The sequence below is a fragment of the Micromonospora sp. LHW51205 genome (assembly GCF_003315815.1).
Taxonomy (GTDB): domain Bacteria; phylum Actinomycetota; class Actinomycetes; order Mycobacteriales; family Micromonosporaceae; genus Micromonospora; species Micromonospora chalcea.
Genome location: NZ_QMEZ01000006.1, coordinates 108,674 through 131,464 on the forward strand (window position 1 = coordinate 108,674; position 22,791 = coordinate 131,464).

26 protein-coding genes are annotated in these 22,791 nt (G+C 74.3%); 8 read left to right on the forward strand and 18 right to left on the reverse strand.

Annotated elements, in window-relative coordinates:
• Positions 1 to 73: 73 nt before the first annotated feature.
• Together DQE82_RS22445 and DQE82_RS22450 are read right to left on the reverse strand one after the other, a co-directional pair.
• Positions 74 to 1,348, reverse strand: coding sequence for a cupin domain-containing protein (locus tag DQE82_RS22445; RefSeq protein ID WP_113973728.1), 1,275 nt, complete (start codon positions 1,346 to 1,348; stop codon positions 74 to 76).
• Positions 1,349 to 1,351: 3 nt separating this feature from the next.
• Positions 1,352 to 1,654 carry a hypothetical protein gene (locus tag DQE82_RS22450; protein WP_026268594.1) on the reverse strand — a complete coding sequence of 101 codons (303 nt, stop codon included), beginning with the start codon at positions 1,652 to 1,654 and terminating at the stop codon, positions 1,352 to 1,354.
• A gap of 187 nt (positions 1,655 to 1,841) precedes the next feature.
• Between DQE82_RS22450 and DQE82_RS22455 the strand changes: the two genes are divergently transcribed.
• Entirely contained in the window at positions 1,842 to 2,585 is a 744-nt protein-coding gene (locus DQE82_RS22455) for a PIG-L deacetylase family protein (RefSeq protein WP_113973730.1), read from the forward strand.
• Between the two features lie 71 nt (positions 2,586 to 2,656).
• Here the strand turns inward: DQE82_RS22455 and DQE82_RS22460 are convergent, their stop codons facing one another.
• The 10 genes from DQE82_RS22460 to DQE82_RS22505 all read right to left on the reverse strand — a co-directional run bounded on the left by DQE82_RS22460 (position 2,657) and on the right by DQE82_RS22505 (position 8,594).
• A complete protein-coding gene (locus DQE82_RS22460; RefSeq protein WP_043330183.1) occupies positions 2,657 to 3,085 on the reverse strand; it encodes a DUF2267 domain-containing protein in 429 nt (142 codons plus the stop codon).
• 5 nt (positions 3,086 to 3,090) lie between these two features.
• Complete coding sequence (locus DQE82_RS22465; protein ID WP_113973732.1) at positions 3,091 to 3,273, reverse strand: hypothetical protein; 183 nt, start codon at positions 3,271 to 3,273, stop codon at positions 3,091 to 3,093.
• 109 nt (positions 3,274 to 3,382) lie between these two features.
• Positions 3,383 to 4,252 (reverse strand): DUF72 domain-containing protein, encoded by an 870-nt coding sequence (locus DQE82_RS22470; RefSeq protein WP_113973734.1) that lies wholly within the window; start codon positions 4,250 to 4,252, stop codon positions 3,383 to 3,385.
• A 47-nt stretch (positions 4,253 to 4,299) separates the two neighbouring features.
• A complete protein-coding gene (locus DQE82_RS22475; protein WP_043324464.1) occupies positions 4,300 to 4,698 on the reverse strand; it encodes a TraR/DksA C4-type zinc finger protein in 399 nt (132 codons plus the stop codon).
• Positions 4,699 to 4,880: 182 nt separating this feature from the next.
• The gene (locus DQE82_RS22480) at positions 4,881 to 5,510 is read right to left on the reverse strand and encodes a uridine kinase (RefSeq protein WP_069089814.1); all 630 of its coding nucleotides are present in this window, start codon (positions 5,508 to 5,510) and stop codon (positions 4,881 to 4,883) included.
• Positions 5,511 to 5,606: 96 nt separating this feature from the next.
• The gene (locus DQE82_RS22485; RefSeq protein ID WP_113973736.1) at positions 5,607 to 6,212 is read right to left on the reverse strand and encodes a winged helix-turn-helix domain-containing protein; all 606 of its coding nucleotides are present in this window, start codon (positions 6,210 to 6,212) and stop codon (positions 5,607 to 5,609) included.
• Between the two features lie 291 nt (positions 6,213 to 6,503).
• Positions 6,504 to 7,073 (reverse strand): winged helix-turn-helix domain-containing protein, encoded by a 570-nt coding sequence (locus DQE82_RS22490; RefSeq protein ID WP_043324471.1) that lies wholly within the window; start codon positions 7,071 to 7,073, stop codon positions 6,504 to 6,506.
• Between the two features lie 51 nt (positions 7,074 to 7,124).
• Positions 7,125 to 7,619: a rhodanese-like domain-containing protein gene (locus DQE82_RS22495; protein ID WP_069089869.1), complete on the reverse strand. Its 495-nt coding sequence runs from the start codon at positions 7,617 to 7,619 to the stop codon at positions 7,125 to 7,127.
• A 38-nt stretch (positions 7,620 to 7,657) separates the two neighbouring features.
• Complete coding sequence (locus DQE82_RS22500; RefSeq protein WP_064446126.1) at positions 7,658 to 8,110, reverse strand: cysteine dioxygenase family protein; 453 nt, start codon at positions 8,108 to 8,110, stop codon at positions 7,658 to 7,660.
• A gap of 106 nt (positions 8,111 to 8,216) precedes the next feature.
• Positions 8,217 to 8,594, reverse strand: coding sequence for a hypothetical protein (locus DQE82_RS22505; protein WP_064446127.1), 378 nt, complete (start codon positions 8,592 to 8,594; stop codon positions 8,217 to 8,219).
• A gap of 70 nt (positions 8,595 to 8,664) precedes the next feature.
• Here DQE82_RS22505 and DQE82_RS22510 point away from each other — a divergent pair, with 70 nt between their 5' ends.
• Together DQE82_RS22510 and DQE82_RS22515 are read left to right on the forward strand one after the other, a co-directional pair.
• The gene (locus tag DQE82_RS22510) at positions 8,665 to 9,057 is read left to right on the forward strand and encodes an ankyrin repeat domain-containing protein (protein WP_064446128.1); all 393 of its coding nucleotides are present in this window, start codon (positions 8,665 to 8,667) and stop codon (positions 9,055 to 9,057) included.
• Between the two features lie 47 nt (positions 9,058 to 9,104).
• Positions 9,105 to 10,061 carry a DUF3500 domain-containing protein gene (locus tag DQE82_RS22515; RefSeq protein ID WP_205796651.1) on the forward strand — a complete coding sequence of 319 codons (957 nt, stop codon included), beginning with the start codon at positions 9,105 to 9,107 and terminating at the stop codon, positions 10,059 to 10,061.
• On the opposite strand, the gene DQE82_RS22520 is transcribed toward DQE82_RS22515, so the two are convergent.
• The 6 genes from DQE82_RS22520 to DQE82_RS22545 form a co-directional block, all read right to left on the reverse strand.
• Positions 10,039 to 10,791 carry a class I SAM-dependent methyltransferase gene (locus tag DQE82_RS22520; protein ID WP_113973738.1) on the reverse strand — a complete coding sequence of 251 codons (753 nt, stop codon included), beginning with the start codon at positions 10,789 to 10,791 and terminating at the stop codon, positions 10,039 to 10,041. The two genes, DQE82_RS22515 and DQE82_RS22520, sit on opposite strands and share 23 nt — an antisense overlap.
• 52 nt (positions 10,792 to 10,843) lie before the next feature.
• Entirely contained in the window at positions 10,844 to 11,347 is a 504-nt protein-coding gene (locus DQE82_RS22525) for a DUF2231 domain-containing protein (RefSeq protein WP_043324476.1), read from the reverse strand.
• Between the two features lie 76 nt (positions 11,348 to 11,423).
• Positions 11,424 to 12,140 (reverse strand): GAF and ANTAR domain-containing protein, encoded by a 717-nt coding sequence (locus DQE82_RS22530; protein WP_205796412.1) that lies wholly within the window; start codon positions 12,138 to 12,140, stop codon positions 11,424 to 11,426.
• Positions 12,141 to 12,332: 192 nt separating this feature from the next.
• Positions 12,333 to 14,627: an accessory Sec system translocase SecA2 gene (secA2, locus tag DQE82_RS22535; protein ID WP_043324478.1), complete on the reverse strand. Its 2,295-nt coding sequence runs from the start codon at positions 14,625 to 14,627 to the stop codon at positions 12,333 to 12,335.
• 158 nt (positions 14,628 to 14,785) lie between these two features.
• Positions 14,786 to 15,874 (reverse strand): zinc-binding dehydrogenase, encoded by a 1,089-nt coding sequence (locus tag DQE82_RS22540; protein WP_113973740.1) that lies wholly within the window; start codon positions 15,872 to 15,874, stop codon positions 14,786 to 14,788.
• Positions 15,867 to 16,883, reverse strand: coding sequence for a Gfo/Idh/MocA family protein (locus tag DQE82_RS22545; RefSeq protein WP_113973742.1), 1,017 nt, complete (start codon positions 16,881 to 16,883; stop codon positions 15,867 to 15,869). The genes DQE82_RS22540 and DQE82_RS22545 overlap by 8 nt, the downstream gene beginning before the upstream one ends.
• Before the next feature lie 202 nt (positions 16,884 to 17,085).
• On the opposite strand from DQE82_RS22545, the gene DQE82_RS22550 reads away from it, so the two are divergent.
• The 5 genes from DQE82_RS22550 (at position 17,086) to ctaD (ending at position 22,788) form a co-directional block, all read left to right on the forward strand.
• Positions 17,086 to 18,117: a glucosyl-3-phosphoglycerate synthase gene (locus tag DQE82_RS22550; protein WP_197494855.1), complete on the forward strand. Its 1,032-nt coding sequence runs from the start codon at positions 17,086 to 17,088 to the stop codon at positions 18,115 to 18,117.
• 19 nt (positions 18,118 to 18,136) lie between these two features.
• Positions 18,137 to 19,291: a glycosyltransferase gene (locus DQE82_RS22555; RefSeq protein ID WP_113973744.1), complete on the forward strand. Its 1,155-nt coding sequence runs from the start codon at positions 18,137 to 18,139 to the stop codon at positions 19,289 to 19,291.
• Between the two features lie 87 nt (positions 19,292 to 19,378).
• Positions 19,379 to 19,831 carry a DUF4383 domain-containing protein gene (locus DQE82_RS22560; RefSeq protein ID WP_043330186.1) on the forward strand — a complete coding sequence of 151 codons (453 nt, stop codon included), beginning with the start codon at positions 19,379 to 19,381 and terminating at the stop codon, positions 19,829 to 19,831.
• A gap of 134 nt (positions 19,832 to 19,965) precedes the next feature.
• Entirely contained in the window at positions 19,966 to 20,697 is a 732-nt protein-coding gene (locus DQE82_RS22565) for an ATP-binding protein (protein WP_043324490.1), read from the forward strand.
• 87 nt (positions 20,698 to 20,784) lie between these two features.
• Positions 20,785 to 22,788 (forward strand): cytochrome c oxidase subunit I, encoded by a 2,004-nt coding sequence (ctaD, locus tag DQE82_RS22570; RefSeq protein ID WP_043324493.1) that lies wholly within the window; start codon positions 20,785 to 20,787, stop codon positions 22,786 to 22,788.
• Positions 22,789 to 22,791: the final 3 nt, after the last annotated feature.

The window sequence follows — 22,791 nt, forward strand, 5'->3', positions numbered from 1 at the left end:
CACCCGCCGGCGATCATGAGGTTGGCGGCGCGACACGCCGTCGCGCCGCCGGTCAACCTCATGATCGCCCGGTTCAGGCGGGGGTGAGGACTGCCTCCTTGAGCAGCCGGCGGGCCAGCACCAGGCGGTCGGCGTCGTCGTCGAGGCCGGGCAGGTCGCCGACCCTCGTCACCTCGCCGGTGAGCAGCGCGCGCAGCGCCGCCTCGCAGGTGCCGGGCAGAGTGAGCGTGCGGTCGGGCACGCGCAGCGTCACCCGTCCGTCGGCGGCCGGGGTGAGCTGCCAGCGCAGGCCGCCGCGCACCGCGACCTCGCTGTCCGCGTTCAGCCGGGCCAGCGCCTCGGCCTGGGCCAGCGGCCGGATCGGCGCCGGGCGGGCCGCCGGCCAGACCCGGGCACGCAGCCGGCCGGCCACCGCCGCCGGGTCGGCCCGCAGCAGCCAGTCGCGCAGCGCCTCGACGGTCTCGGTCAGCTCCGGCTCGATCGCGTCCGGGTCGGCCAGGTCCAGCCCGAACGGCAGGCTCGCGCGCAGCCGCGCGTCCTCGGCGGCCAGCGCGAGCAGTTCCTCGACCACCGCGTACCGGGTCAGCGCCCGGATGCCCACGGTCAGGTGCAGCGAGCTGGACTCCTGCGCCTGGGCGCTGTGCAGCCAGCCGCGCGGCAGGTAGAGCGCGTCGCCCGGAGAGAGCACCACGTCCAGCTCGGGGCGTCCTTCGGCGGTCGCGGAGACCTCGTCGGCCCGGCCGCCCCAGGGCTGGCGCTCCAGCGGGTCGGCCAGCACCGGCGGGTGGATGCGCCAGTGCTTGCGTCCGTCGACCTGGAGCACGAACACGTCGTGGGTGTCGTAGTGGGTGGCGAAGCCCTGGCTGCCGGCCGGGGTCAGGTAGGCGTTCACCTGCAACGGCTGGGCCAGCGCGGCGCCCAGGTCGCGGGCGAAGTCGACGAGCGCCGGCCAGATGCGGTGCAGGCCCTGCAACACCAGCGTCGCGCCGTCGGCGTAGAGCGCCAGCACCTTCTCGTCGAGGACCTGGTCGCCGATCTCGGCGCCCGCGCCACCGCCGCCGGTGTACCGCGCCGCCGGCACGAGCCGGCCGTCCTTGGCCACCCGCAGGAACGGAGTACGCAGGCCGCGGCGGCTGAGCAGCTCGTCGGCGTCGGCGGGGCTGAGCAGGTCGGTGAAGCCGTCCGGGCTGGGCAGCTCCGCGGCGCGGGACAGCAGCGGGCTGCGCCCCCAGTGGTCGGCGGCGAACTTGGCCGGCTCCACCGCTACGCACCGGGCCAGCGCCTCGGCGGCGGAAAGCGGAACCGCCGGGCGGCCGTGGCCACCCGGCGGGTCGACGTGCGTGCTCATGTGTCAGGCGCTGCCGTCGGCGCCGCCGTCGTGCTGACCCGGAGTCGCGCCACCGTCGGCCGGGCCCTCCGCGCTGCCGTCGGCGCCACCGTCGTGCTGACCCGGAGTCGCGCCGCCGTCGGCGGGACCCTCGGCGCCGCCGTCCGCGCCACCGTCGTGCTGACCCGGAGTCGCGCCGCCGTCGGCGGGACCCTCGGCGCCGCCGTCCGCGCCACCGTCGTGCTGACCCGGGGTGGCACCGCCGTCAGCGGGGCCCTCCAGGCCGCTGCCACCGCTGCTCTGGATGTCGTCGTCGTTCAATGCCATGGGTGCTCCCTCGGTGTGCCGCCCCGCGTGGTGCCGGGGTCCGTGTGCAGCGGGTGGTACCCCACGCCCGATCTTCTCTAACCACACCGTAGACGCCCGGACACCGTCGTACGGACGGTTCGCGGGGCAAGCGTCCGGGACCGGCGGATGCCAGGATGGCGGGAGGACGACGTGCGAGGAGGTCCACGTGACGCAGCCGGAGCCGCTCACCCCACTGGCCGAGGACTGGCAGCGGGCGCTCGCAGTGGTGGCGCACCCCGACGACCTGGAGTTCGGCGCCGCCGCCGCGGTGGCGCGCTGGACCGCCCAGGGCAAGGAGGTCGTCTACTGCCTGCTGACCAGCGGCGAGGCGGGCATCGACGGGATGTCGCCGGAGCGCGCCCGGGTGGTACGCGAAGAGGAGCAGCGCGCCTCCGCCGCCGTGGTCGGGGTGTCAGTGGTCGAGTTCCTCGGCCTGCCCGACGGGCTGCTGGAGTACGGCGTGCCGCTGCGCCGGGCCATCGCCGCCGTGGTGCGCCGGCACCGGCCGGACGTGGTGCTGACGAACAACTTCCGGGAGACCTGGGACGGGGCGTACGCGCTGAACCAGGCCGACCACATCGCCTGCGGCCGGGCCACGCTGGACGCGGTCCGCGACGCCGGCAACCGGTGGATCTTCCCGGAGCAGCTCACCGACGGCACGCAGCCGTGGTCGCGGGTCCGCGAGGTGTGGGCGGCCGGGTCGCCGGCCGCCCGGCACGGGGTGGACGTGACCGACACGTTCGACAAGGGCGTGGCGTCGCTGCGGGCGCACGGGGCGTACCTGACCGGACTCGGCGACGGCGGTTTCGACGCCGAGGAGTTCCTGGAGGGCATGGCCCGGCCGGCCGGGCGCCGGCTCGGCGCGCGGTTCGGCGCGACGTTCGAGGTGTTCCAGATCAGCCTTCAGTAGGGCGCGGCGACGGTCGGGACGCCGTCGGCCCGCCCCGCCGAGGGGGCGGGACGGACCGGGCCGGCGCCGGGTCAGGGAATGAGCTGACGCAGATCCTTCGGCATGGTGGACTTCACGTCCTGCCACTCGCCCTGGGTGACGTGCCGGCGCAACGTGTCCAGCACGACCTGCACCACCCGCTGCGCGCCGCCCTCGGCGTCGTACGGGAAGCCCTGGCGCACCTCGTACAGGAAGTCGTCCCGGTTCAGCTTGATCGGCACGTTCTCCGGCTGCCAGCCGTCGAAGTAGACGCCCCGCACCAGCACCGGCAACTGCTGGGCGAACTCGACGCTCTCCTGCACCGGCATCCGGTCCCGCAGCAGATGCAGCACCGTACGCAACGCGGCGTAGGACTGGTTGCGCTGCTCCTTGGGCCAGCCGTACGCGGACTCGATCTCCTTGAGGATCACGTTCGTCTTGTCCAGCGAGGACTCGAACGCGGACAACATCTGTTCGGCCATCGGGATCACCCCCGTGCGTCGGTCTCCCAGCGTCGGTCTTCGGCGCGGCGCGGCGGTCCGCTGGGCCCCCGCCACAGCCGGGTCGGACGGAACCAGCCGGGCCGTTCGGCCCGCCGAGGCGCCTCGGAGCTGCCGACCACGTGCAGTACGCCACCGCGGCGTCGATCCGCCACCACCCGTACCGTCATGACCCACCTCCTCGTCGCGGCGCCTCCGCCCGGCCCGGCGGAGCGCGTCCACAGTCATGCTGCGTCGCGGACGGGTGAGCCGGCCTCACCCGGAGCGGGTGAGCCCGGCTCAGGCGTCCAGCAGGCCGGCGAGGGTACGGGCGTTGCGCTGCGCGTAGTCGCGGTAGCAGTTGTTCATCAGGACGTGTGTCTGCTCGGCCTCGCCGGCCAGCTCGCGCAGTTTCGGCGCCCAGTCGCGCAGCTCCCGCTTCGAGTAGTCGTAGCCGAACTTCTCGTGGATGTCCTTGCTGGTCCACTTGTCGCTGTGCCCGTGGAAGCGGACCATCGCGAGGTCCGCGGTGGCGGCCAGCACCGGCGGGACGGACGACTTGTGTCCCTGCGGCATGTCCACGCAGACGAACGGCAGCGCGTGCTCACGCAGGAACCCGAGCGTCTCCTCGGCGTTGTCGCCGTCGAACCAGGAGGCGTGCCGGAACTCGAAGACCGGGCGCAACGGCGCGCACCGGCGGGCCACCTCCAGCAGGTACTGCTTGTTGTCCCGCTTGATGGTGAACCAGGGCGGGAACTGGAACAGCAGCGCGCCCAGCTTTCCCGCGTCGACGAGCGGGTCCAGGGCGGACAGGAACCGCGTCCACACCTCCTCGTACGCCTGCGCGGGCAGGTCGTCCGGGTAGACGTTGCGCTTGTCCGTGTCCGGGCGCAGGTCCTTGTAGAGCGCGGAGACGCGGGTGGGGTGGCCGGTCAGCAGGCTGAACGCCTTGACGTTGAACGTGAACCCGGCCGGGGTGCGTTCGGCCCACAGCCGGGCGGTGCGCTCGGCCGGCGGCGAGTAGTAGGTGGCGTCCACCTCGACCAGCGGGAACTGCCGGGCGTAGTAGGACAGCCGGCGCTCCGGCGTGTCGGCGCTGTCCGGATACCAGCCGGAGTCGAGCAGCGTCCGGTCGGTCCACGAGGCGGTGCCCACCTTGATCTCACCCATGGCAGGAGTTCATCGCGTCGGCGGACCGACCGGCAACCGCATCGGCGTCAGGCCGCCCGCCGCTCCCGGGTCTGCTTGCAGGCCACGCAGGAGGTGGCGGACGGGAAGATCTCCAGCCGCTCCACCGGGATCGGGGCGGTGCAGCCCTCGCAGAAGCCGTAGGTGCCCTCGTCCAGGCGGGTCAGCGCGTGCTCGAACTGCGCCCGCCGGTCCAGGATGGTGCGCAGCAGCGACTGCGCGGTGTCCCGCTCGGCGGTCTTGGTGCCGCTGTCGGCCTGGTCGTCGCCGGCGGTGTCGCCGACCTCGACCAGCCGCAGCACGTGGCTCTGCGCCAGCGTCTGCTCGTACTCGGCGGTCAGCTCGTCGTACCGCGACCGCAGGGACTGCCGGATCTGGTCGACCTCCGCCTGGGAGCGGCCGGTGGCTGTCGTGTCGTGGACGAGCATCGCTGCCTGCCTTCCTACGTCCTCATACCGGACCGGGGCGGCCAGCGCCCCGGACCCCGGTCCGACTGTGGATGCGCGGGCGACGAGATCACCCGTGCTCTGTGAGCCGGGCGATTACCCCCGCCCACGGCGGGCCAAACCGGCTGTTTCCTGAGTGTTTCCGGTGAGTCCGTAGCCGCTGGTCAGGCCGCCTCGACCAGCGCGGGGCGGCGCGGGTCGTCGGCCCGGACCACCACGTCGGCGAAGGACGCGGGGTCGACCTCGTCGGCGTAGCGGGCGAAGGCGGGCAGCGTCCAGCGCAGCGCCGGGTCGGTACGCCGGTCCAGCGCCGCCGGGGACAGCACGAGGTGGACCGTGACGTCGAACGGCAACGCGCCGCCGAGCAGCAGCGCGCCGCTGACCACTACCACCCCGCCGGGCGGCAGATCCACGTACGCGGCCCGGCTGGCCCGATCGGCGGCGGCGTCCCAGAGCGACGGCAGCAGCCGGCCCGAGCCGTCCGGGCCGGCCGGGTCGAGCACCTCGCGGCGCAGTCCGGGCTCGTCGAGCCAGCCCTCGTAGTACGCGTCGGGGTTGGTGCGGCCGTGCTCCAGGCGGACCGAGGCGGGGCGGAGGAAGTCGTCGGCGCGTACGTGCAGCACCGGCCGGCCGGCGGCGCGCAGCGGGGCGACGAGGGCTTCGGCGAGCGTGTCCGGTGCGGCGGCGGGCGGGCCGTCCACGGCGACCCGCAGCCGGCCGGGCGTCCCGGTGCGGGCGAGACGCCCGGCCAGCTCGGTGACGAGCCGGTCGGGGCTGATCGGGCGCACACGCATCGGACCATCGTGCCGCGCGGGCGGGCGGGTCACCACCTGATCCCTCCGGGCGGTCGGGGCTCCGTCCGGCGGCGATCGGCGCGTGGGTGTCCCGGGTCAGCCGGTGCGGTCGATGGTGACGCGGGCGTCGTCGGCGAGCCGGTAGCCGACGCCGTAGACGGTGGTGACCAGCGGGACGTCCACGCCGACCTTGCCGCGCAGCCGGCGGACGTGCACGTCGACGGTGCGGACGCCGGCGTGCTCGTACCCCCAGACCGCGTTGAGCAGTTGCAGGCGGGTGAACACCCGGCGGGGGTGGGCGACCAGGTGCAGCAGCAGGTCGAACTCCAGCCGGGTCAGCGGCAGCGGCTCGCCGTCGCGCAGCACCGACCGGGACGAGGCCAGGATGTGCAGGGTCGGGATGGTCGGGGCGAGCGGCCGGGACGGCGAGCGGCCGGCCGGGACGGCGTCGGGCCGGCGCTCGGCCGGAACCGCGGCGCTGACCACCGCGTCGCCGCGTTCGAGCATCTCGCGGGCGGCGTCGAGCAGCCGGCGCGCGGCCGGGGTGAGCGACTCCTCACAGGCCAGTGGGATGTTCAGGGTGACGGTGAGCATGGGCGCGGCGGTGTTGGCGGGACGACGCTGGCCGCCGGGGGGACGACCGGGGACCGCGGGTTGGGACGTATGCCATCCGGCGCGCGACGAGGCGGGGCTGACCGACATGGTCCTCCTTGGGCTGGTCCGGGTATCTCCCCACGGCCCGGGACGCCGCCTCATCGATGCTTCCCGGCGTCTCTGCGAGGGTCAAGAGGCGGCTGCGTTGCATGAATGTGACATTTGACGAACACATCGGAGCCGTGCGCTCGCTCTGCGTGCGAGGCCCGTTGATTACAGCAGAGCGCCGTTTCGGGCTGGTACGGGGGGTCTCCCCGGCGGTTCACAATGGCGGATGCGTCCTGAACGTGAACGCGGCGCACCCGGCTCTCCGGATGCGCCGCGTGCGGGAAGGGCGGGTCAGGCGTCGCGGTCCACGGTGATCGCGGCGTCGTCGGCGAGGCGGTAGCCGACGCCGTAGACGGTGGTGACCAGCGGCGTGTCCGGTCCGAACTTGGCCCGCAGCCGGCGGACGTGGACGTCGACGGTGCGGGCCACCGCGTGCTCGTAGCCCCAGACGTTGGCGAGCAGTTGCAGCCGGGTGAACACCCGGCGCGGGTGCTCGGCGAGGAAGAGCAGCAGGTCGTACTCGATGCGGGTGAGCGTGATCTCGGTGTCGCCGAGCCGGACCCGGCGGGTGCCGGTGAGGATGCGCACGCCGCCGCCGGCCGGTGGCGGTGGCGCGGCGGCGGCGCGGCGCAGGTCGAGCACGGTACGGGCGGCCCGGTGCTCGTCCGGGCTCACCAGCGCCTCGCCGGAGGCGGCGAGCTCGTCCAGCAGCTCGGCCAGGCGGGCCAGGCCCGGCGTCAGTGGGCCGGCGCCCAGGTCGAGGGTGATGGTCACGGTCGGCGCGGTACGCGGCCGGGGCGGCACTGCCCGGTCGGGGCGGCCCGATCGGGCCGGACGGGTGGTGAGGGCGACGACGGACATGGGAGCCTCCTGTGCGGGCGGTCGCCCCGCCCCGCCGGTGTGGCGGGACGGTCAGCGGAGCGCCCCACCGGCGGTGACCGGGGGCGCGGCGGACGAGGGTCGGGTCGGCGGGGTGGGACCGAGCGTGGGCAGGCCGGCGATGTGCCAGGCGGCGAAGCCGCCGACGACGTCGGTGGCCTTGTGCAGGCCGATGTCCTGGAGCGCGGCGGCGGCCAGCGACGAGGTGTAGCCCTCCTGACAGAGCACGATCACCGGCACGTCGTAGTCGACCGCCTGTGGCAGCCGGGCCGCGCAGCGCGGGTCGAAGCGCCACTCCAGCACGTTGCGCTCGACGACGAGCGCGCCCGGCACGGTGCCCTGTGCGGCGCGCTGGGCGGCCGGGCGGATGTCCACCAGCAGCGCCCCGGCCCGGCACGCCAGGTGCGCCTGCTCCGGATCGAGGCGGCGCAGGCGGGCCCGGGCGGCGGCGAGGATCTCGTCGATGCCCCGCGAGCCCGGCGGCGGAGCCGGACAGCGCTCGGTTGCGGTGGTGGGGATCTGCGCCATCGTGGCGTCCTTCCGTTCGTCGGGGTTGCGGGGGTGGGTCACCAGGCCACGCCGGCCTCGGCCACCTCGGCGACCCGGAGCCGGCCGGCGACGAGGCGGTAGCGGGTCATCCGGGTCAGCGCCGGCCGGTAGACGTGCACGCTCACGGCGGGCTGGTCGCCGTGGTTGGTGACCTGGTGCACGTGCCGTACGCCGAAGCGCCGCCCGGCGCCGGCGGCGAGCCGGTGCGGGCGCAGCCGCGCGCCGCTGACCGTCTCCTCGGTGAGCACGCCGGCCACGACCAGGAACGCGCCGGCGCTGCCGCCGTGGTCGTGCAGGCCGGTGCCCTGTCCGGGCAGCCAGCTCAGCGCCCACACCTCGTGCTCGTCGCCGGCGTCCAGGCGGGCGTACCACCGCTCGGACGCGTCGAAGCACAGCGGCACCGGCCAGCCGTCCGGGTCGGCCCAGCGGGCGGCGACGGCGAGCAGATCGGCGGGAGCGGTGCTGGTCATCGGCGGGACGTCCTCACGGTGCGGAGCGGATGTACCCGCACAGCCTAGACGGCAAAGCCTATCGGTTAAGTAGGTAATACCAGATGCTGGGACGCCGGCTCACGGCTCAGCGCAGGACCGGCGGATCCACCTTGTAACCGGGCACGGACGGCCAGCGGACGGTGAGCACCGTGGACTCCCGCTCGGCGTACCAGGAGTGGTCCACGCCCCGGCCCCACACCACGTAGTCACCGGGCGCGCGCAACACCACCGTGCGGTCCGGCAGCTCGATCCGGAACGCGCCGCTGATCAGCACCAGCAGGGCGGTACGCCGCTCACCGGTGGCCCACCGGGACCGGCTCTCCCCCGCCGGGTGCACGCCCCACTTCACCTCGACGTCGGTGCTGTGCCGCACGTCCCCGGCCGGCTTGAAGTGGCCCAGCAGCCAGCCCGCGTCGGTCGCGCCGTCCACCGCCGCGTTGCCCACGTACACCCGATCGTCCATGCGCGCGCCTCCCGTGCCCGGCTGCGCAAGCTACCAGGCGCGTCCGGCCGCGACGCCATAGCCTGGGCGGATGCCCGACGAACTCGACGACGAGACCATCGCCTTCGCCCACCGGATGTTCGACCTGGCCCGGGCCGGCGCCACCGAGGAACTGGCCGCCAACGTGGACGCCGGGCTACCGGTCAACCTCACCAACGCCAAGGGCGACACGCTGCTGATCCTCGCCGCCTACCACGCCCACCCGGACACCGTGGCCGCGCTGCTGGCCCGGGGCGCCGACCCGGCACGGGTGAACGACAGGGGGCAGACCGCGCTCGCCGCGGCGGTGTTCCGGCGTCAGGAGGCGGCGGTCCGCGCGCTGCTGGACGCCGGCGCCGACCCGGACCACGGCGGCCCGTCGGCGGTCGAGACCGCCCGGTTCTTCGAGCTGCCGGACATGCTGGCGCTGCTGCGCCGCGAGTGAGCCCCAGGCGGTATACAGAGACGGTGGAGGATCCCGTACCCGAGCAGATGCGCGCGGCCGCGGCGGCGTTCCTGGCCGCGCTGGACGAGCCGGCCCGCGACGCCGCCCGGCACGCCTTCGACGACGAACCGGCCCGGCGCTGGCTGGAGTACCGGCCACGGCCCCGGCCCGGCGTCGCGCTCGCCGGCCTGGACGTCGACGCCCGCAAGGCCGCCCACCGGCTGCTCGCCACCGCGCTCAGCCCGGCCGCGTACGCGCAGGCCATGACCGTGATGGCGCTGGAGGAGGTGCTGGACCGGGCCGAGGACTGGCGGCGCGGACGGCACAGCGGCGACTACTGGGTGGCCGTCTTCGGCGACCCGGACCGCGACGACGACTGGGCCTGGCGGTTCGAGGGACACCACCTGTCGGTGAGCATGACCGTCGCCGACGACCGGGTCTCCCCCGCGCCGGTCTTCCTCGGCGCGAACCCGGCCACCGTCCGGCACGCCGGCCGCCCGGTGACCCGGCCGCTCGGCCCGGAGGAGGACCTGGCCCGCGAGCTGCTCGACGCGCTCGGTCCGGGCGGCCGCTCCGCCGCGATCATCGCCGACGAGGCGCCCGCCGACATCATCAGCGCCACCCGGGCCACCGCCCCCGGCCGGCTCGACCCGCCCGGCGTACCCCGGGGGCGGCTGCGGCCGACCGGCCGGGCGCTGCTGGACCGGCTGGTCGCGCTCTACCTGGACCGGCTCCCGCCGGAACTGGCGGCCCGGGAGGCCGACCGGCTCGACGGCGGCGAGCTGCACTTCGCCTGGGCCGGGCCGGTCGAGCCGGGCCGGCGGCACTACTACCGGGTGCAGGGCGAGGACCTGCTGATCGAGTACGACAACACCACCGACGACGGCAACCACGCGCACACAGTGCTGCGCCGCCCGGCCGGTGACTTCGGCGCCGACGTGCTGGCCGCGCACCACGCCGCCGCCCACCGGCCCGGCCCGCTCAGCCCCGGCGCGCCTCGATGAGGAAACGGCGGGCGTACGCGACGAACGGTCCGTCGGCGCGGATCCGCTCGTCCAGGCGGCGCAGCTCGTCGGTGTAGCGGCCCACGGTGAAGCCGGGCACCGTCCAGACCACCTTGCGCAGGAACCAGACCACCGCGCCGATGTCGTGGAAGACGGTACGCAGCGTGGCCTCGCGCAGGTCGACGACGTGCAGCCCGGCGGCCCGCGCGTCGGCGACCGCCACCTCCGGGTGGCGGTGCTCCGGCGGCGGCAGCGGCCCGAGGATCGCCTCGCTGAGCTCCCGCACCGTGCCGGGGCCGATCTGCTGGGACAGGTAGGCGCCGCCGGGCCGCAGCACCCGGGCCACCTCGTCCCACCAGGTGTGCACCGGGTGACGGCTCACCACCAGGTCGAAGGCGGCGTCCCGGAACGGCAGCGGCGGGCGGTCGCCCACCCGCACCACTGTCGCGCCGAGCGGGCGAAGGTTGCGCCGGGCCACCGGCACGTTCGGCGGCCACGCCTCGGTGGCGACCAGCAGCGGCGGCGGCGCGGGCACCTCGGCCAGTACCTCTCCCCCGCCGGTGTCGATGTCCAGCGCCGCCTTCACGGCGGCCATCCGCTCGCCGACCAGTCGCGCGTACCCCCAGGGCGGGCGCTCCTCGGTGGCGCGGCCGCGTAGCCAGTCGAAGCCCCAGCCCTCGACCGGCGCCGCCTCGGCTTCGGCTACCAGTTCCTCGAACGTCCCGACCATGCCCGCGAGCCTGCCGCTCCGCGCCGACCGCGGCAACGGAATTCGGCCGGCGTCAGTACGGGCGCGGGCGGGCGATCTCGACTGTGGAACCGGCGGGCACGTCGGCGAACGGCTCGAACCCGGCCGGCTCGGTGACCCGGTCGAACTGCTGCATCAGCCGCGCGCCCAGGGCCACCCCGACCGCGCCGACGGCGAGCGCCACGAGTTCCGCGGCGAGCAGGACACCGGTCGCGCCCCGCTGCGGCGCGCTCGCCCGGATCAGGCAGGAGAGCAGGAACAGCGCCGCCATCACGGCGTTGACGAGGTTGAACATCAGCACCGTCCGGCTGGTCCGGCCGGCCCGCACGTCCCACAGGTCGACCATTCCGGCGACGGTGGTGAGCCCGGCCGCGACGAGCGCGGCCACCGCGGTCCAGTAGCCCACCTCACCGAGGAACGCCGGACCGCCCGCCACGTCGGCCAGGTCGAAGACCGCGGCACAGACGAACAGGCCGAACGGGAACGTCACCAGCATCGGTTGGATGGGGTGCCCCTGCACCCGTAGACGGCTCTGCATCGCTTCCTCCCCAGGTCCGCGCAGCTCACCAGTCCAGAGTGCTACCCGAGGCGCCGCGGGGCGAAACGACTGTCGCTCAGTTGTCCCGGGGCCGGGAAACGGTCAGCACGAGCCGCTCGGCGACCTCGCGCAGCGGGATGTCCAGCGAGGACGCCGCGCTGCGCAGCACCCGCAGGGCCTCCGGGGCGGGACAGCCGCGCTGCGTCATGATCACGCCGACGGCCTGCCCGACCACCCCCTCGGCCAGCAGCGTGTCGTCGAGCTGACCGGCGCGGGTGGCCGCCCGCTCGCGGTCGCGCGCGGCGGCCAGCAGCAGCCCGGCGTGCTCGGCCAGGAGCATCGCGGTGAGCTGGTGCCGGGGCGTCAGCGCGTCGGGCGAGTCGGCGTAGAGGTTGATCGCGCCGATGACCTGTTCGTCGATGTCGACCGGCGCGGAGATCACCCCGTGCACCCCCAGGGCGCGGGCCCGCTCGTTCCAGACCGGCCAGCGCGGGTCGCCGGACAGCCCGCCCGCGGTGATCATCTCCCGGCGGCGGATCGCTGTCATCGCGGGCGTGTCCGGGCCGTGCCGCAGGTCGTCCAGCTCGGCCCGCTCCGGATCGGAGGCGGCCACGCCGGCGGGCTCACCGGCGCGCAGCGCGGTGAAGCCGCAGCTGTCCACGGCCGGTACGGCGTCGCGGGCGATGCGGACCAGGCGGTCCAGCGCCTCGTCGAACCCGGCCGCGCCGATCAGTCCGGCGGTCAGCTCGCGCAGCAGCGCGGCGGTCTCCAGCACACCAAGGTTGTCGATCATGGGTTGGCGCGTGTCGAGGTTCACCGGGCCGTGGCCTCCACCGTCCACCCGATGTCCCCGCTCGGCGCCGTTGCCTGTCCCATGTCCGTCCCTCCTGTGGCCGGGCCTCGGCCTACTACCCTCCCAGACCGCGGGCGAAACCGCGCAAAAAGGCCCCTCCCGGTCGCGCCGGGAAGGGCCTTTCCGCGCGGGTCAGCGCGACCCGGAGATGAGCCGCCGGCCCACCGAGGCGATCAGCCGGTCCAGCTCCGAGCCGAACGGGTTGTCGTGCACGAGGTACGTCCAGGTGGCGCTCGGCCGCACCAGCTTCGACGAGTCCGGCTCCCAGCCCTCGTCGAACTCGGTCTCCTCGAACGTGGCCACGGTCCGCGTCTCGATCTCGGGCACCAGCGCGTTGAACGCCGGCACCGCGCTGCGGTGGAACTCGTCGAGCGGGTCGAGGCGGCCCAGCGCCCGCAGGTGCACGCCCTCGCGCACCTCGGACAGCTCGGCCAGGTGGTCGGCCCAGAGCCGGTCCAGGTGGTAGAGGGCGATCTTGCGGGCCACGTCGGCGAGCAGGTCCTCGTCCATCTCGCCGGCCTTCTCCGGCACCCGCTCCAGCAGCATCAGCGCGGCGATGTCGCTGGTCAGCAGCCGCTCGCGGCGCTCGGCGAGCGCCTTGCGCTGCTGCTCGATCACCTGGCTGTAGCGCCACGTGTTGCGGTGGATCTCGTGGTTGACGCCCTCGGCGACGCGCTGGGCGTGCTCGACCGCGTAGTCGACCTGCGGGTCGGTGACCAGGCCGTCGGCGTTCATCCGGGGCGAGGCCGGCACGGTGTCGCCGGCGTGCCGGACCACCAGGTCGTCCTCCAGGCTGACGAAGAACACCGACCCGCCCGGGTCGCCCTGCCGCCCGGCCCGGCCGCGGAGCTGGTCGTCGACCCGGCGGCTGTCGTGCCGGCCGCTGCCGATCACGTAGAGACCGCCCAGCTCGGCCACCCGGTCCCGGTCGGCCTGGTCGCTGCCGCCCAGCCGGATGTCGACGCCCCGGCCGGCCATCTGCGTGGAGACCGTCACCGCGCCGTACGCGCCGGCCTCCGCGATGATCCCGGCCTCCTCGTCGTCGTTCTTGGCGTTGAGCACCACGCACGACACGCCGGCGGCGTTCAGCGCGGCGGCCAGCCCCTCGGACTCCTTGACGTCGAGCGTGCCGACCAGCACCGGCCGCCCCGCCTCGTGGCAGCGCGTGATCTCGTCGACCAGCGCCTCCTCCTTCTCGGCGCGGGTGGCGTAGATGCGGTCCGGCTCGTCCTCGCGGACGCAAGGGGTGTTCGGCGGGATCACCGCGACCTCGAGGCCGAAGAACTCGCGGAGCTGGTCGCCGACGAGCACCGCGGTCGCTGTCATCCCGCAGACCGTCGGGTAGAGCGCGATGTACGCCTGCACGGTGATCGTGCCCAGCACCTCGCCCTCGGCGGTGGCGTCCAGGCCCTCCTTCGCCTCGACCGCGGCCTGCAGCCCGTCGGGCCAGCGGCGGCGCTGGGCGACCCGGCCGCGCATCTCGTCGATCAGCTCGACCGAGTCGTCCCGGACGATGTAGTCCACGTCGCGGTGCAGCAGGGCGTGCGCGTGCAGCGCCACGTTCACCGCGGAGAGCTGCCCGACGTGCTCCTCGTCGTACAGGTCGATGCCGCCGAGCTTGGCCTCGACGGTGGCCAGGCCGACCGAGGTGAAGGCGACGCTGCGGCCGTCCTCGGCGACCGTGTAGTGCTTGCCCTTGCGCAGCCCGCGTACGAGCGCGGCGGCGGCGTGCACCGGGTCCTGCTCGCCGCCGACCGCGCCGGCCAGCACCATCGGCACCCGGGCCTCGTCGATCAGGATCGAGTCGGCCTCGTCCACGATCGCGGTCTTCAGCGGCGGCTGCACCCGGTCGGCCAGGTCGGTGACGAGCTGGTCGCGCAGGAAGTCGAAGCCGGCCTCGCTGACCGAGACGTAGGTGACGTCGCAGGCGTACGCGGCGCGCCGCTCGTCGGGCGTGGACGCCTCGTTGACCCAGCCGACGCTGAGCCCGAGCAGGTCGTAGACCGGCGTCATCCACTCGGCGTCGCGGCGGGCCAGGTAGTCGTTGACGGTGAGCACGTGCACCGGGCCGTTGCCCAGCCGCACGTGGCCGTACGCGGCGACGGTCGCGGTGAGCGTCTTGCCCTCACCGGTGGCCATCTCGGCGACCTTGCCGGACAGCAGCGCCATCGCGCCGAGCAGCTGCACGTCGTAGGGGCGCTGGTCGAGCCCGCGCCGGGCCGCCTCGCGCCCGATCGCGCAGATCTCCTCGTACCCCGACGCCTGGCCGGCGGCCTCGGTCAGCTCGGCGTCGGAGAGCTTCTCCAGGTCAGCCTCGCGCGCCTCGATCGCCGGCAGCAGCTTCTCCAGCGGAGCCAGGTCGACAGTCGTCCCCGGGCGCTGGAGGAACCGGCGGAACCTGGTCTTCAACCGTTGCGACACACCCATGAGCGGCAACGGTACGCGAACCGGAGCCGATTGTGACCCCCGCCCGCCGCGCGCCGGGTTCCGCCCGCCCCGTCCGCTTCCGTCGATCATGAGGTTGGCGGCGTCCGGCGTCCGTTTTGTCGCCGCCAACCTCATGATCGACGCCCTGGAAAAGGGGGTCAGGGGGTCAGGATTGCCTGGAGTTCGGTGCGGCGGCGTTGGGCCAGGTCGGTCAGCAGGGCGGGGGCCTCGTCCAGGGGGACCACTGCCGAGATCAGGTGCTTGCGGATCATGTCGCCGTACTGGCGCAGCAGCTCCACCGTCTCCGCGGACAGCCGCTCGCGGTCCCAGGTGGGGGCCAGGCCGCGCGGCACCCGGCCGATCTGCGCGCACCGCAGCGACAGCCCGTTGTGATGGAACTCCTCGCCGAGGCGGACCGCGTCCGCACCGGCCTGGTAGAACGCCAGGTCGACCACGGTGCCCTGCGGTCGCAGCAGGCGCAGCGCGAGTTGCAGCGCCCAGTCCTGGCCGCGGCACTGGAAGACCACGTCCGCGCCCCGGTCCCCGGCCGCGTGGTTCCACCGGGTCTTGAGCACCACCGCCGGGTCGTCCGCGTCCGGGTCGAGCGTGTCCAGGCCGAGCGCCTCGGCGACCTGCCGCCGGGCCGGCGTCGGGTCGACCACGACCACCGAGGCGGCGCCGTGGCGGCGGGCGAACAGCGCGGTCAGCAGCGCCACCACGCCGCCGCCGACCACCGCCACCCGGCGACCGCGTACGCCGTCGCCGAGCGTGCGCACGTCGGCGCCGCACAGGTCGGCGGCGGCGTGCAGCAGCCCGTTGGCGCAGATCGGGCCCATGTGCGCGACGTACACGCCGAGCAGCGGGTCCAGGTCGTCGGGCAGCGGCACGAACCGCTCGGTGAGCGGGTCGGCGACCCAGCCGCTGCGGTGCCCGTACGTCATGGCCCCGACCTCACCCACCGCGACGGCCGGGGTCCGGCTCTCCACCACGCGCCCGACCTGCATGTAGCCGAGCCGGGTCACCGGGTACCGCGTGCTCGCCCCGCCGGGCCGGAACAGCCCGAGCGCGGCGTCCCAGGTGACGTGCAGGTACGGGTTGGTGCCCTTGACGAAGCTCAGCTCGGTGCCGGCGGACACGCCGCTGTAGAGCGTCTCCACCCGGAACGTGCCCTCGCGCAGCTCCGGCGCGTCCAGTTCGGTCAACTCGACCCGGCCCGGGCCGCCGACCACCACCACGCGGTCACGCATCGACGCCCACCCCCGCGTCCGCGACGGGCCGCCGGGCCGCCGGGCCGTTCGGCAGCGCCACCGGCCGGCCGGTACGCGCCGACTCGGCCACCGCCAGCGCCAGCCGGTGGGTGCGCAGCGCCTCGGCGTACGGCACCCGGACGTCGTCGCCGAGACCACGAACGGCGTCGACGAAGGCCCGGTCGACGGCGATCCGCGCACCGTCCGGGTCGGCGGGCAGGTGCCGCTCGCCGTCGCCGTCGCGGACGGTGAGGCCGTCCTCGGCCAGCCACAGCGCCAGCCCGTCGGCGAGGATCTCCACGCCGGCCCGGTGCTTCCAGCCCAGCACGCACGACGCGGCGAGCGTGCCGACCGCGCCGGAGCCGAAGCGCAGCGTGGCCGCGGTCACCGAGTCGATGTCGGCGCCGTCGACCGGCGGCGGGCTGCCGTCGCCGTACGCGCTCACCTCGACCGCCTCGCCGGCCAGCAGCCGGACCAGGTCCAGCACGTGCGCGGCCTGCTCGACCACCGGGCCGCCGGAGCGGTCCCGCCGCGCCCACCAGGCCACCGGCGGTACCTTGTCCAGCCAGGCGCCGTTGACCATCCGCACCGGGCGGCCGGCGAGCAGCCGCCGCGCCTCCGCCACCACGTGCAGGTAGCGCCAGTGGTGCCCGACGCCGGTGAGCAGCCCGCGCTGCTCCACCAGCGCCGCGACCCGCTCGGCGGTCTCCAGGTCCAGCGCCACCGGCTTCTCCACGAACATCGGCACGCCGGCGGCGACCACCGCCTCCTCGACCGGGCCGTGGGCGAACGGCGGCACGCAGACGTACACCGCGTCCGGTCCGGCCGCGAGCAGCTCGTCCACGTCGCGGAACACCCGGCCGCCGTACGTGCCGGCGAGCGCCCGCGCCGCGTCCGGCGCGACGTCGGTCACGCCGAGCAGCTCCACGTCCTCGAAGCCGGTGAGCACCCGGGCGTGGCGTTGCGCCACCCCGCCGGCTCCGACCAGTCCCACCCGGCAGGTACGCATCCGACCAACCCTCTCGCCACGACTGGAAGACTGCGGTCACCACTCCCCGCGGCGGCCGCGCCCGAAACGCCGCCGAGGGGCGCAACGCAACGTTCATCTGCCCGGAACCGCCCGGTACGCACCTGGTGATCAGGTTGTCAGGCAAGATCCGGTTAGCGCGGATGCGGGATTGGGAAAACCATGGTTCGCGATTCCACCACTAATGGGGGTGCCCGTGCGGGAATCAGATTCGACCGTCTCACCTGTGGTGGAGGCGTGGGCCACGTACCGCACCAGCACCGCCGCCGACTGGCCGGCGCAGCGACTGGTCCGGGCAAAGGGAAACAGCCGGGTCAGCGTGGTGCTGCCGGCGCGCAACGAGGAGGCCACAGTCGGCGCGATCGTGGCGACGGTCCGGGAGCACCTGATGGACCGGGTGCAGCTGGTCGACGAACTGATCGTGGTCGACTCCCGGTCCACCGACCGGACCGCGCAGGTGGCGCGCGCGGCCGGCGCCGAGGTGGTCAGCCAGGACGCGATGACGCGCGGGCTGCCCCGGCTGACCGGCAAGGGTGACGCGCTCTGGGCCGGGCTGGCGGCGGCCGAGGGGGACGTGGTCGCGTTCGTCGACGCCGACCTGCGCGAGTTCCGGCCACACTTCGTGACCGGGCTGCTCGGGCCGTTGCTCACCGATCCGAGCGTGGACTTCGTCAAGGGCTTCTACCACCGGCCGCTGGTCGGCGCCACGAGCGTGGAGCCCGACGGCGGCGGCCGGGTGACGGAGCTGATGGCCCGGCCGCTGCTCAACCTGTTCTGGCCGGAGCTGGCCGGCTTCGTGCAGCCGCTCGCGGGCGAGTACGCCGGTCGCCGCCAGGTGCTGGAGCGGGTGCCGTTCGTCACCGGGTACGGGGTGGAGACGGCCATGCTCATCGACCTGCTGGAGCTGGTCGGGCTGGACGCGCTGGCCCAGGTCGACCTGGGCGAGCGCAAGCACCGGCACCAGGACACCGCGGCGCTGGGCCGGATGTCCGCGCAGATCATGCTGACCGCCTGGTCGCGGCTGCAACGGCGCGGCTGGGCGGCGCCCGGGGTGATGCCGGGCGCGCTGCTGACCCAGTTCCGCCGCGGCGGCTCGGAGGCGCTGCCCAACCTGGACCGCGAGGTCGTGGTCAACGACGTGTCGGTGCAGGAGCGCCCGCCGCTGGCGCAACTGCGGCACCGCATCCCGCGCCGCCGCCGGGTCGCGGCCGCGTGAGCGCGAGGAGGAACAACGCATGACGCTCACCGTGCTGATGAACGCCGGTCCGTGGCTGTCCGTGCCGCCGCCCGGCTACGGCGGGATCGAGAACGTGGTGGCCACGCTCGTGCCGGAGCTGCGCCGGCTGGGCGTACGGGTGGTGCTGGCCTCGGTGGAGAGCAGCACGCTGCCGGTGGACGAGAAGATCGCGGTCTTCCCGGACGGCCAGTTCCACGCGCTGCAACGGCCGTACAACCAGGTGTGTGGCGTGTCCCAGGCGCACCTGTCCGGGGTGGTGCGGGCGCTGCACGCCCGCGACGACATCGACCTGGTGCACGACCACGTGGAGGCGGTCGGGCTGGCCACGCTCGCGGCGATGGGCCCGGACGCCCCGCCCGCGCTGCACACGTTGCACTGGGACCTGGCCAAGCACCCCGAGCTGTACGGCAACCTCGACGGCGGCGACCGGGTACGGGTCAACGGCGTGTCCGCGTCGCAGCTGGCGCGCGCGCCGGAGGCGCTACGCGCGCACGCGGTGGGGCACGTGCACCTGGCCACCCCGCTCGCGGTGGACGCGGACCGGCGAGCCTCGGTGGCGAAGGGCGACCACGTGGTGATCCTCGGCCGGATCAACCCGGGCAAGGGGCAGGACCTGGGCGCGCGGCTCGCCCACGAGGCCGGTTTCCCGCTGGTGCTGGCCGGGCCGGTCGGGCCGTACCACCGGCCGGAGGATCTCGCCGCGGCCGGCGACGAGGCGCGGCAGAACCCGGACGTGCGCTTCTTCCACGACCACGTCGCGCCGTACGTCGACGGCGACCGGGTGCGCTGGGTCGGCACGGTGGCCGGGCGGGACCGCGACGACCTGGTCGCCTCGGCGCGGGCGTCGCTGTTCCCGCTGCGCTGGGAGGAGCCGGGCGGCACCGCTGTGGTCGAGTCGCTGGCGCTGGGCACGCCGGTGGTGGCCACCGCCCGGGGCTGTCTGCCGGAGCTGGTCGAGCACGGCCGCACCGGCCTGCTCACCGGCGTCGAGGAGGAACTGGGCGACCTGGTTCTCGCCGCCGGCGGCCTGGAGCCGGACGAGTGCCGGCGCGAGGCGGCCCGGCGGTTCACCCCGGCCCGGATGGCGCAGCGCTACCTGGAGCTGTACGAGCGGGTCCGCCAGGGCGCGGCGCAGCCGTTGCAGCCCGCCTGACGTACGCCGCCGGCCCGGCGTTTGCCCGCGCCGGGCCCGGGAAACCGTCGCTCCCCGCGTGGCGAGGAGGCCGGCGTGACGAACTCGATGGCGCACTCCCGGGCGCGCCGCAACCCGGCCGACGGCCGGGCGCCGGTGCGCCGGATCGCCTCCGGGTTCGCCGTGCTCCTGCTGCTGCTCGGCGCGCTGGGCTTCGTGCCCGGCATCACCAGCGACTACGCGGATCTGCGCTTCGCCGGCCCGGGGTCGGGCGCCCGGCTGCTGGGGCTGTTCCAGGTCTCAGTCGTGCACAACCTGGTGCACCTGGTCCTCGGGGTGGCCGGGCTGGCGCTGGCCCGTACCGTCGCCGGGGCCCGCGCGTTCCTGGTGGGCGCCGGGGCGGTCTACCTGGCGCTGTGGCTCACCGGCCTGGCGGTCGACCGGCGCGACGCGGCGAACGTGCTGGCGGTGAACCGCGCCGACGCCTGGCTGCACCTGCTGCTGGGCGCCGCCATGCTGGTCCTGGGGCTGCTCGCGTCGCGACGCGGCGACCGCCGCTGACCTGCGCCCCGGGGACCCGGATGCCCGGTTTCGGGGGCCGGGGGCCCGGGTACGTCCGTAGTCCTCCGGCTGCGGGAGACGGCGACCGCCGCGGCCGGGCGACCCTCCCCGACGAAACGGAAACGAGGACGGCGATGGTGACCCGGATCAGGTGCGAGGTCCGCGACGAGTCGCCGGTCACTGTCGTACGGCTGGCCGGCGCGCTCGACCTGGGCACGATGCGCGCGGTGCACGAGGTGCTGGACCGGTGCCTCGCCGCGCAGCCGGACGCCCTGGTGGTCGACCTGGAGGAGATCGAGGTCGGCGAGCCGCTGGCGCTGTCCGTCTTCGCCGCCGCCGCGCGGCGCGCAGCCGACTGGCCGGCGGTGCCGATGGTGCTCGCCGCGCCCTGCGCCGAGACGGCGGCCTGGCTGAACGAGACCACCGCCTGCCGGGTGGTGCCGGTGCGCCGGGACTGCGCCGAGGCGGCGGCGCTGGCCGGCGCGGATTCGGCGCCCCGGCTGCGGGCGCGGCTGGAGCCGGTGGCCGGGGCCTGCCGACGGGCCCGGGAGCTGGTCACCGAGGCGTGCGGCAGGTGGAACGTGCCGGAGCTGGCCGGCCCGGCCTCGCTGGTGCTCAGCGAGCTGGTCGGCAACGTGGTGCGGCACGCCGGCACCCCGATGCAGGTGACGCTGACGCTGCGCCGGCCGTACCTGCGGGTGGCGGTGATGGACGGCAGCCCGGCCGACGCGCGCGCCGCGACCAGCCGCGATCCGCGCGCCGAGGGGGGCCGCGGGCTGATGCTGGTGCGGGAGCTGACCCAGCGCTGGGGCAGCACCCCGGTCGGCGCCGGCAAGGTCGTCTGGGCCATGCTCCCCGCTAATTGACCGAATTCTCCGCTCTCGCCTGGTTACATGGGCAGAGGGCCGGGTACGCCCGCCCGTCCTGTCTGTCGTCACACGGGGTGAGATGCCATGCCCAAGCGGGTAGTCACGGAACCGGCACGAGACCGGGGGCCCGCGATCCTCGCGCCGGCCCGGTTCGGGGGCTTCCCCGGGCCCGTACGGGAAGCGGTGAAGGGCAACGCGCTGTGGCGGTTGCTGCGCACCACCGACGCCAAGCAGATCGGCCTGCTCTATCTGATCACGTCGTTCGCGTACTTCATCGTCGGCGGGATCCTGGCGCTGGTCATCCGGGCGGAGCTGGCCCGGCCGGGGATGCAGATCGTCTCCCCCGAGCAGTACAACCAGATGTTCACCATGCACGGCACGGTCATGCTGCTGCTGTTCGCGACGCCGCTGTTCTTCGGGTTCGCCAACTACCTGGTGCCGCTGCAGATCGGCGCCGCCGACGTGGCGTTCCCCCGGCTGAACGCGTTCGCGTACTGGCTCTACTTCCTGGGCGCGCTGATGGTCGTGGGCGGGTTCGCCACCCCGGCCGGCGCGGCGGACTTCGGCTGGACCGCGTACACGCCGTTGAGCACCGCGCAGCACTCCCCCGGCGTCGGCGGGAACCTGTGGGTGGTCGGCCTGGCCGTGTCCGGCCTGGGCACGATCCTGGGCGCGGTCAACCTGATCACCACGATCGTGACGCTGCGGGCCCCGGGCATGACCATGTTCCGGATGCCGATCTTCACCTGGAACGCGCTGCTCACCAGCGTGCTGGTGATCTTCGTGTTCCCGCTGCTGGCGGCCGCGCTGATGGCGCTGGCCTCGGACCGGCTCCTGCACTCGCACGTGTACGACTCGACGACCGGCGGGCCGATGCTGTGGCAGCACCTGTTCTGGTTCTTCGGCCATCCCGAGGTCTACATCATCGCGCTGCCGTTCTTCGGCATCATCACCGAGATCATTCCGGTGTTCTCCCGCAAGCCGATCTTCGGCTACACCGGCCTGGTGCTGGCCACCATCGCCATCACGGTGCTGTCGATGACGGTCTGGGCGCACCACATGTTCGCCACCGGGCAGGTGCTGCTGCCGTTCTTCAGCATCCTGAGCTTCCTGATCGCGGTGCCGACCGGCGTGAAGTTCTTCAACTGGATCGGCACCATGTGGAAGGGACAGATCACGTTCGAGACGCCGATGCTGTTCGCCGTCGGCTTCCTGGTGACGTTCCTGCTCGGCGGCCTGACCGGGGTGCTGCTGGCCAGCCCGCCGCTGGACTGGCAGGTCACCGACAGCTACTTCGTGGTGGCGCACTTCCACTACGTGATGTTCGGGACCATCGTGTTCGCCGCGTTCGGCGGGCTCTACTTCTGGTTCCCGAAGATGACCGGGCGGCTGCTCGACGAGCGGCTGGGCAAGATGCACTTCTGGACCATGTTCGTCGGCTTCCACGCCACGTTCCTGGTGCAGCACTGGCTCGGCAACGAGGGCATGCCCCGCCGGTACGCCGACTACCTGCCCGGTGACGGCTTCACCACGCTGAACACGATCTCCAGCATCGGCTCGTTCGTCCTCGGCGCGTCCACCCTGTTCGTGATCTGGAACATCTGGAAGTCGTGGCGGTACGGCGCGATGGTCACCGTGGACGACCCGTGGGGTTTCGGCAACTCGCTGGAGTGGGCCACCACGTGCCCGCCGCCGCTGCGCAACTTCGACCGGATGCCGCGCATCCGCTCCGAGCGGCCGGCGTTCGACCTCAAGTACGGCCCGCTCGTCTCCGACCTGGGCCGCGACCTGCCGCAGCGCACCACCAAGCCGCCGCAGAGCTTCCGCGAGGAGCTGCGCCACGAGCGGCACCTGCCGGAGTCCCCGTCGGCCGGCGGCGCGTACGGGGCGCCCGAGGCGGTGGACTACCAGCCCGCTCCGCAGTCCGGCGCCCGGCCGGTGGAGGTGCCGGTGCCGGAGGAGGTACGCCGGCCCAGCTTCGAGGAGACCGACGAGCCGGAGGACAGCGCGCTCAACGCCGAGCGCGACGACCAGCCCAACGACAGGTGGCGGCACCCGCGCGGGCACGGGGACACCCCGGAGAACTGAGAC

What these genes read in the sequence shown, in the direction of transcription:
- DQE82_RS22480 (WP_069089814.1), bottom strand. Translation starts at nt 5,510, where the DNA reads ATGCGTGTGCGCCCGATCAGCCCCGACCGGCTCGTCACCGAGCTGGCC.
- DQE82_RS22460 (WP_043330183.1), bottom strand. Translation starts at nt 3,085, where the DNA reads ATGGCCGAACAGATGTTGTCCGCGTTCGAGTCCTCGCTGGACAAGACG.
- DQE82_RS22470 (WP_113973734.1), bottom strand. Translation starts at nt 4,252, where the DNA reads ATGGGTGAGATCAAGGTGGGCACCGCCTCGTGGACCGACCGGACGCTG.
- DQE82_RS22530 (WP_205796412.1), bottom strand. Translation starts at nt 12,140, where the DNA reads ATGATCGACAACCTTGGTGTGCTGGAGACCGCCGCGCTGCTGCGCGAG.
- secA2 (WP_043324478.1), bottom strand. Translation starts at nt 14,627, where the DNA reads ATGGGTGTGTCGCAACGGTTGAAGACCAGGTTCCGCCGGTTCCTCCAG.
- DQE82_RS22550 (WP_197494855.1), top strand. Translation starts at nt 17,086, where the DNA reads ATGGGGGTGCCCGTGCGGGAATCAGATTCGACCGTCTCACCTGTGGTG.
- DQE82_RS22560 (WP_043330186.1), top strand. Translation starts at nt 19,379, where the DNA reads ATGGCGCACTCCCGGGCGCGCCGCAACCCGGCCGACGGCCGGGCGCCG.
- DQE82_RS22540 (WP_113973740.1), bottom strand. Translation starts at nt 15,874, where the DNA reads ATGCGTGACCGCGTGGTGGTGGTCGGCGGCCCGGGCCGGGTCGAGTTG.
- DQE82_RS22475 (WP_043324464.1), bottom strand. Translation starts at nt 4,698, where the DNA reads ATGCTCGTCCACGACACGACAGCCACCGGCCGCTCCCAGGCGGAGGTC.
- ctaD (WP_043324493.1), top strand. Translation starts at nt 20,785, where the DNA reads ATGCCCAAGCGGGTAGTCACGGAACCGGCACGAGACCGGGGGCCCGCG.
- DQE82_RS22500 (WP_064446126.1), bottom strand. Translation starts at nt 8,110, where the DNA reads ATGACCAGCACCGCTCCCGCCGATCTGCTCGCCGTCGCCGCCCGCTGG.
- DQE82_RS22490 (WP_043324471.1), bottom strand. Translation starts at nt 7,073, where the DNA reads ATGTCCGTCGTCGCCCTCACCACCCGTCCGGCCCGATCGGGCCGCCCC.
- DQE82_RS22445 (WP_113973728.1), bottom strand. Translation starts at nt 1,348, where the DNA reads ATGAGCACGCACGTCGACCCGCCGGGTGGCCACGGCCGCCCGGCGGTT.
- DQE82_RS22465 (WP_113973732.1), bottom strand. Translation starts at nt 3,273, where the DNA reads ATGACGGTACGGGTGGTGGCGGATCGACGCCGCGGTGGCGTACTGCAC.
- DQE82_RS22495 (WP_069089869.1), bottom strand. Translation starts at nt 7,619, where the DNA reads ATGGCGCAGATCCCCACCACCGCAACCGAGCGCTGTCCGGCTCCGCCG.
- DQE82_RS22515 (WP_205796651.1), top strand. Translation starts at nt 9,105, where the DNA reads ATGCGCGCGGCCGCGGCGGCGTTCCTGGCCGCGCTGGACGAGCCGGCC.
- DQE82_RS22545 (WP_113973742.1), bottom strand. Translation starts at nt 16,883, where the DNA reads ATGCGTACCTGCCGGGTGGGACTGGTCGGAGCCGGCGGGGTGGCGCAA.
- DQE82_RS22505 (WP_064446127.1), bottom strand. Translation starts at nt 8,594, where the DNA reads ATGGACGATCGGGTGTACGTGGGCAACGCGGCGGTGGACGGCGCGACC.
- DQE82_RS22565 (WP_043324490.1), top strand. Translation starts at nt 19,966, where the DNA reads ATGGTGACCCGGATCAGGTGCGAGGTCCGCGACGAGTCGCCGGTCACT.
- DQE82_RS22525 (WP_043324476.1), bottom strand. Translation starts at nt 11,347, where the DNA reads ATGCAGAGCCGTCTACGGGTGCAGGGGCACCCCATCCAACCGATGCTG.
- DQE82_RS22555 (WP_113973744.1), top strand. Translation starts at nt 18,137, where the DNA reads ATGACGCTCACCGTGCTGATGAACGCCGGTCCGTGGCTGTCCGTGCCG.
- DQE82_RS22450 (WP_026268594.1), bottom strand. Translation starts at nt 1,654, where the DNA reads ATGGCATTGAACGACGACGACATCCAGAGCAGCGGTGGCAGCGGCCTG.
- DQE82_RS22485 (WP_113973736.1), bottom strand. Translation starts at nt 6,212, where the DNA reads ATGTCGGTCAGCCCCGCCTCGTCGCGCGCCGGATGGCATACGTCCCAA.
- DQE82_RS22510 (WP_064446128.1), top strand. Translation starts at nt 8,665, where the DNA reads ATGCCCGACGAACTCGACGACGAGACCATCGCCTTCGCCCACCGGATG.
- DQE82_RS22520 (WP_113973738.1), bottom strand. Translation starts at nt 10,791, where the DNA reads ATGGTCGGGACGTTCGAGGAACTGGTAGCCGAAGCCGAGGCGGCGCCG.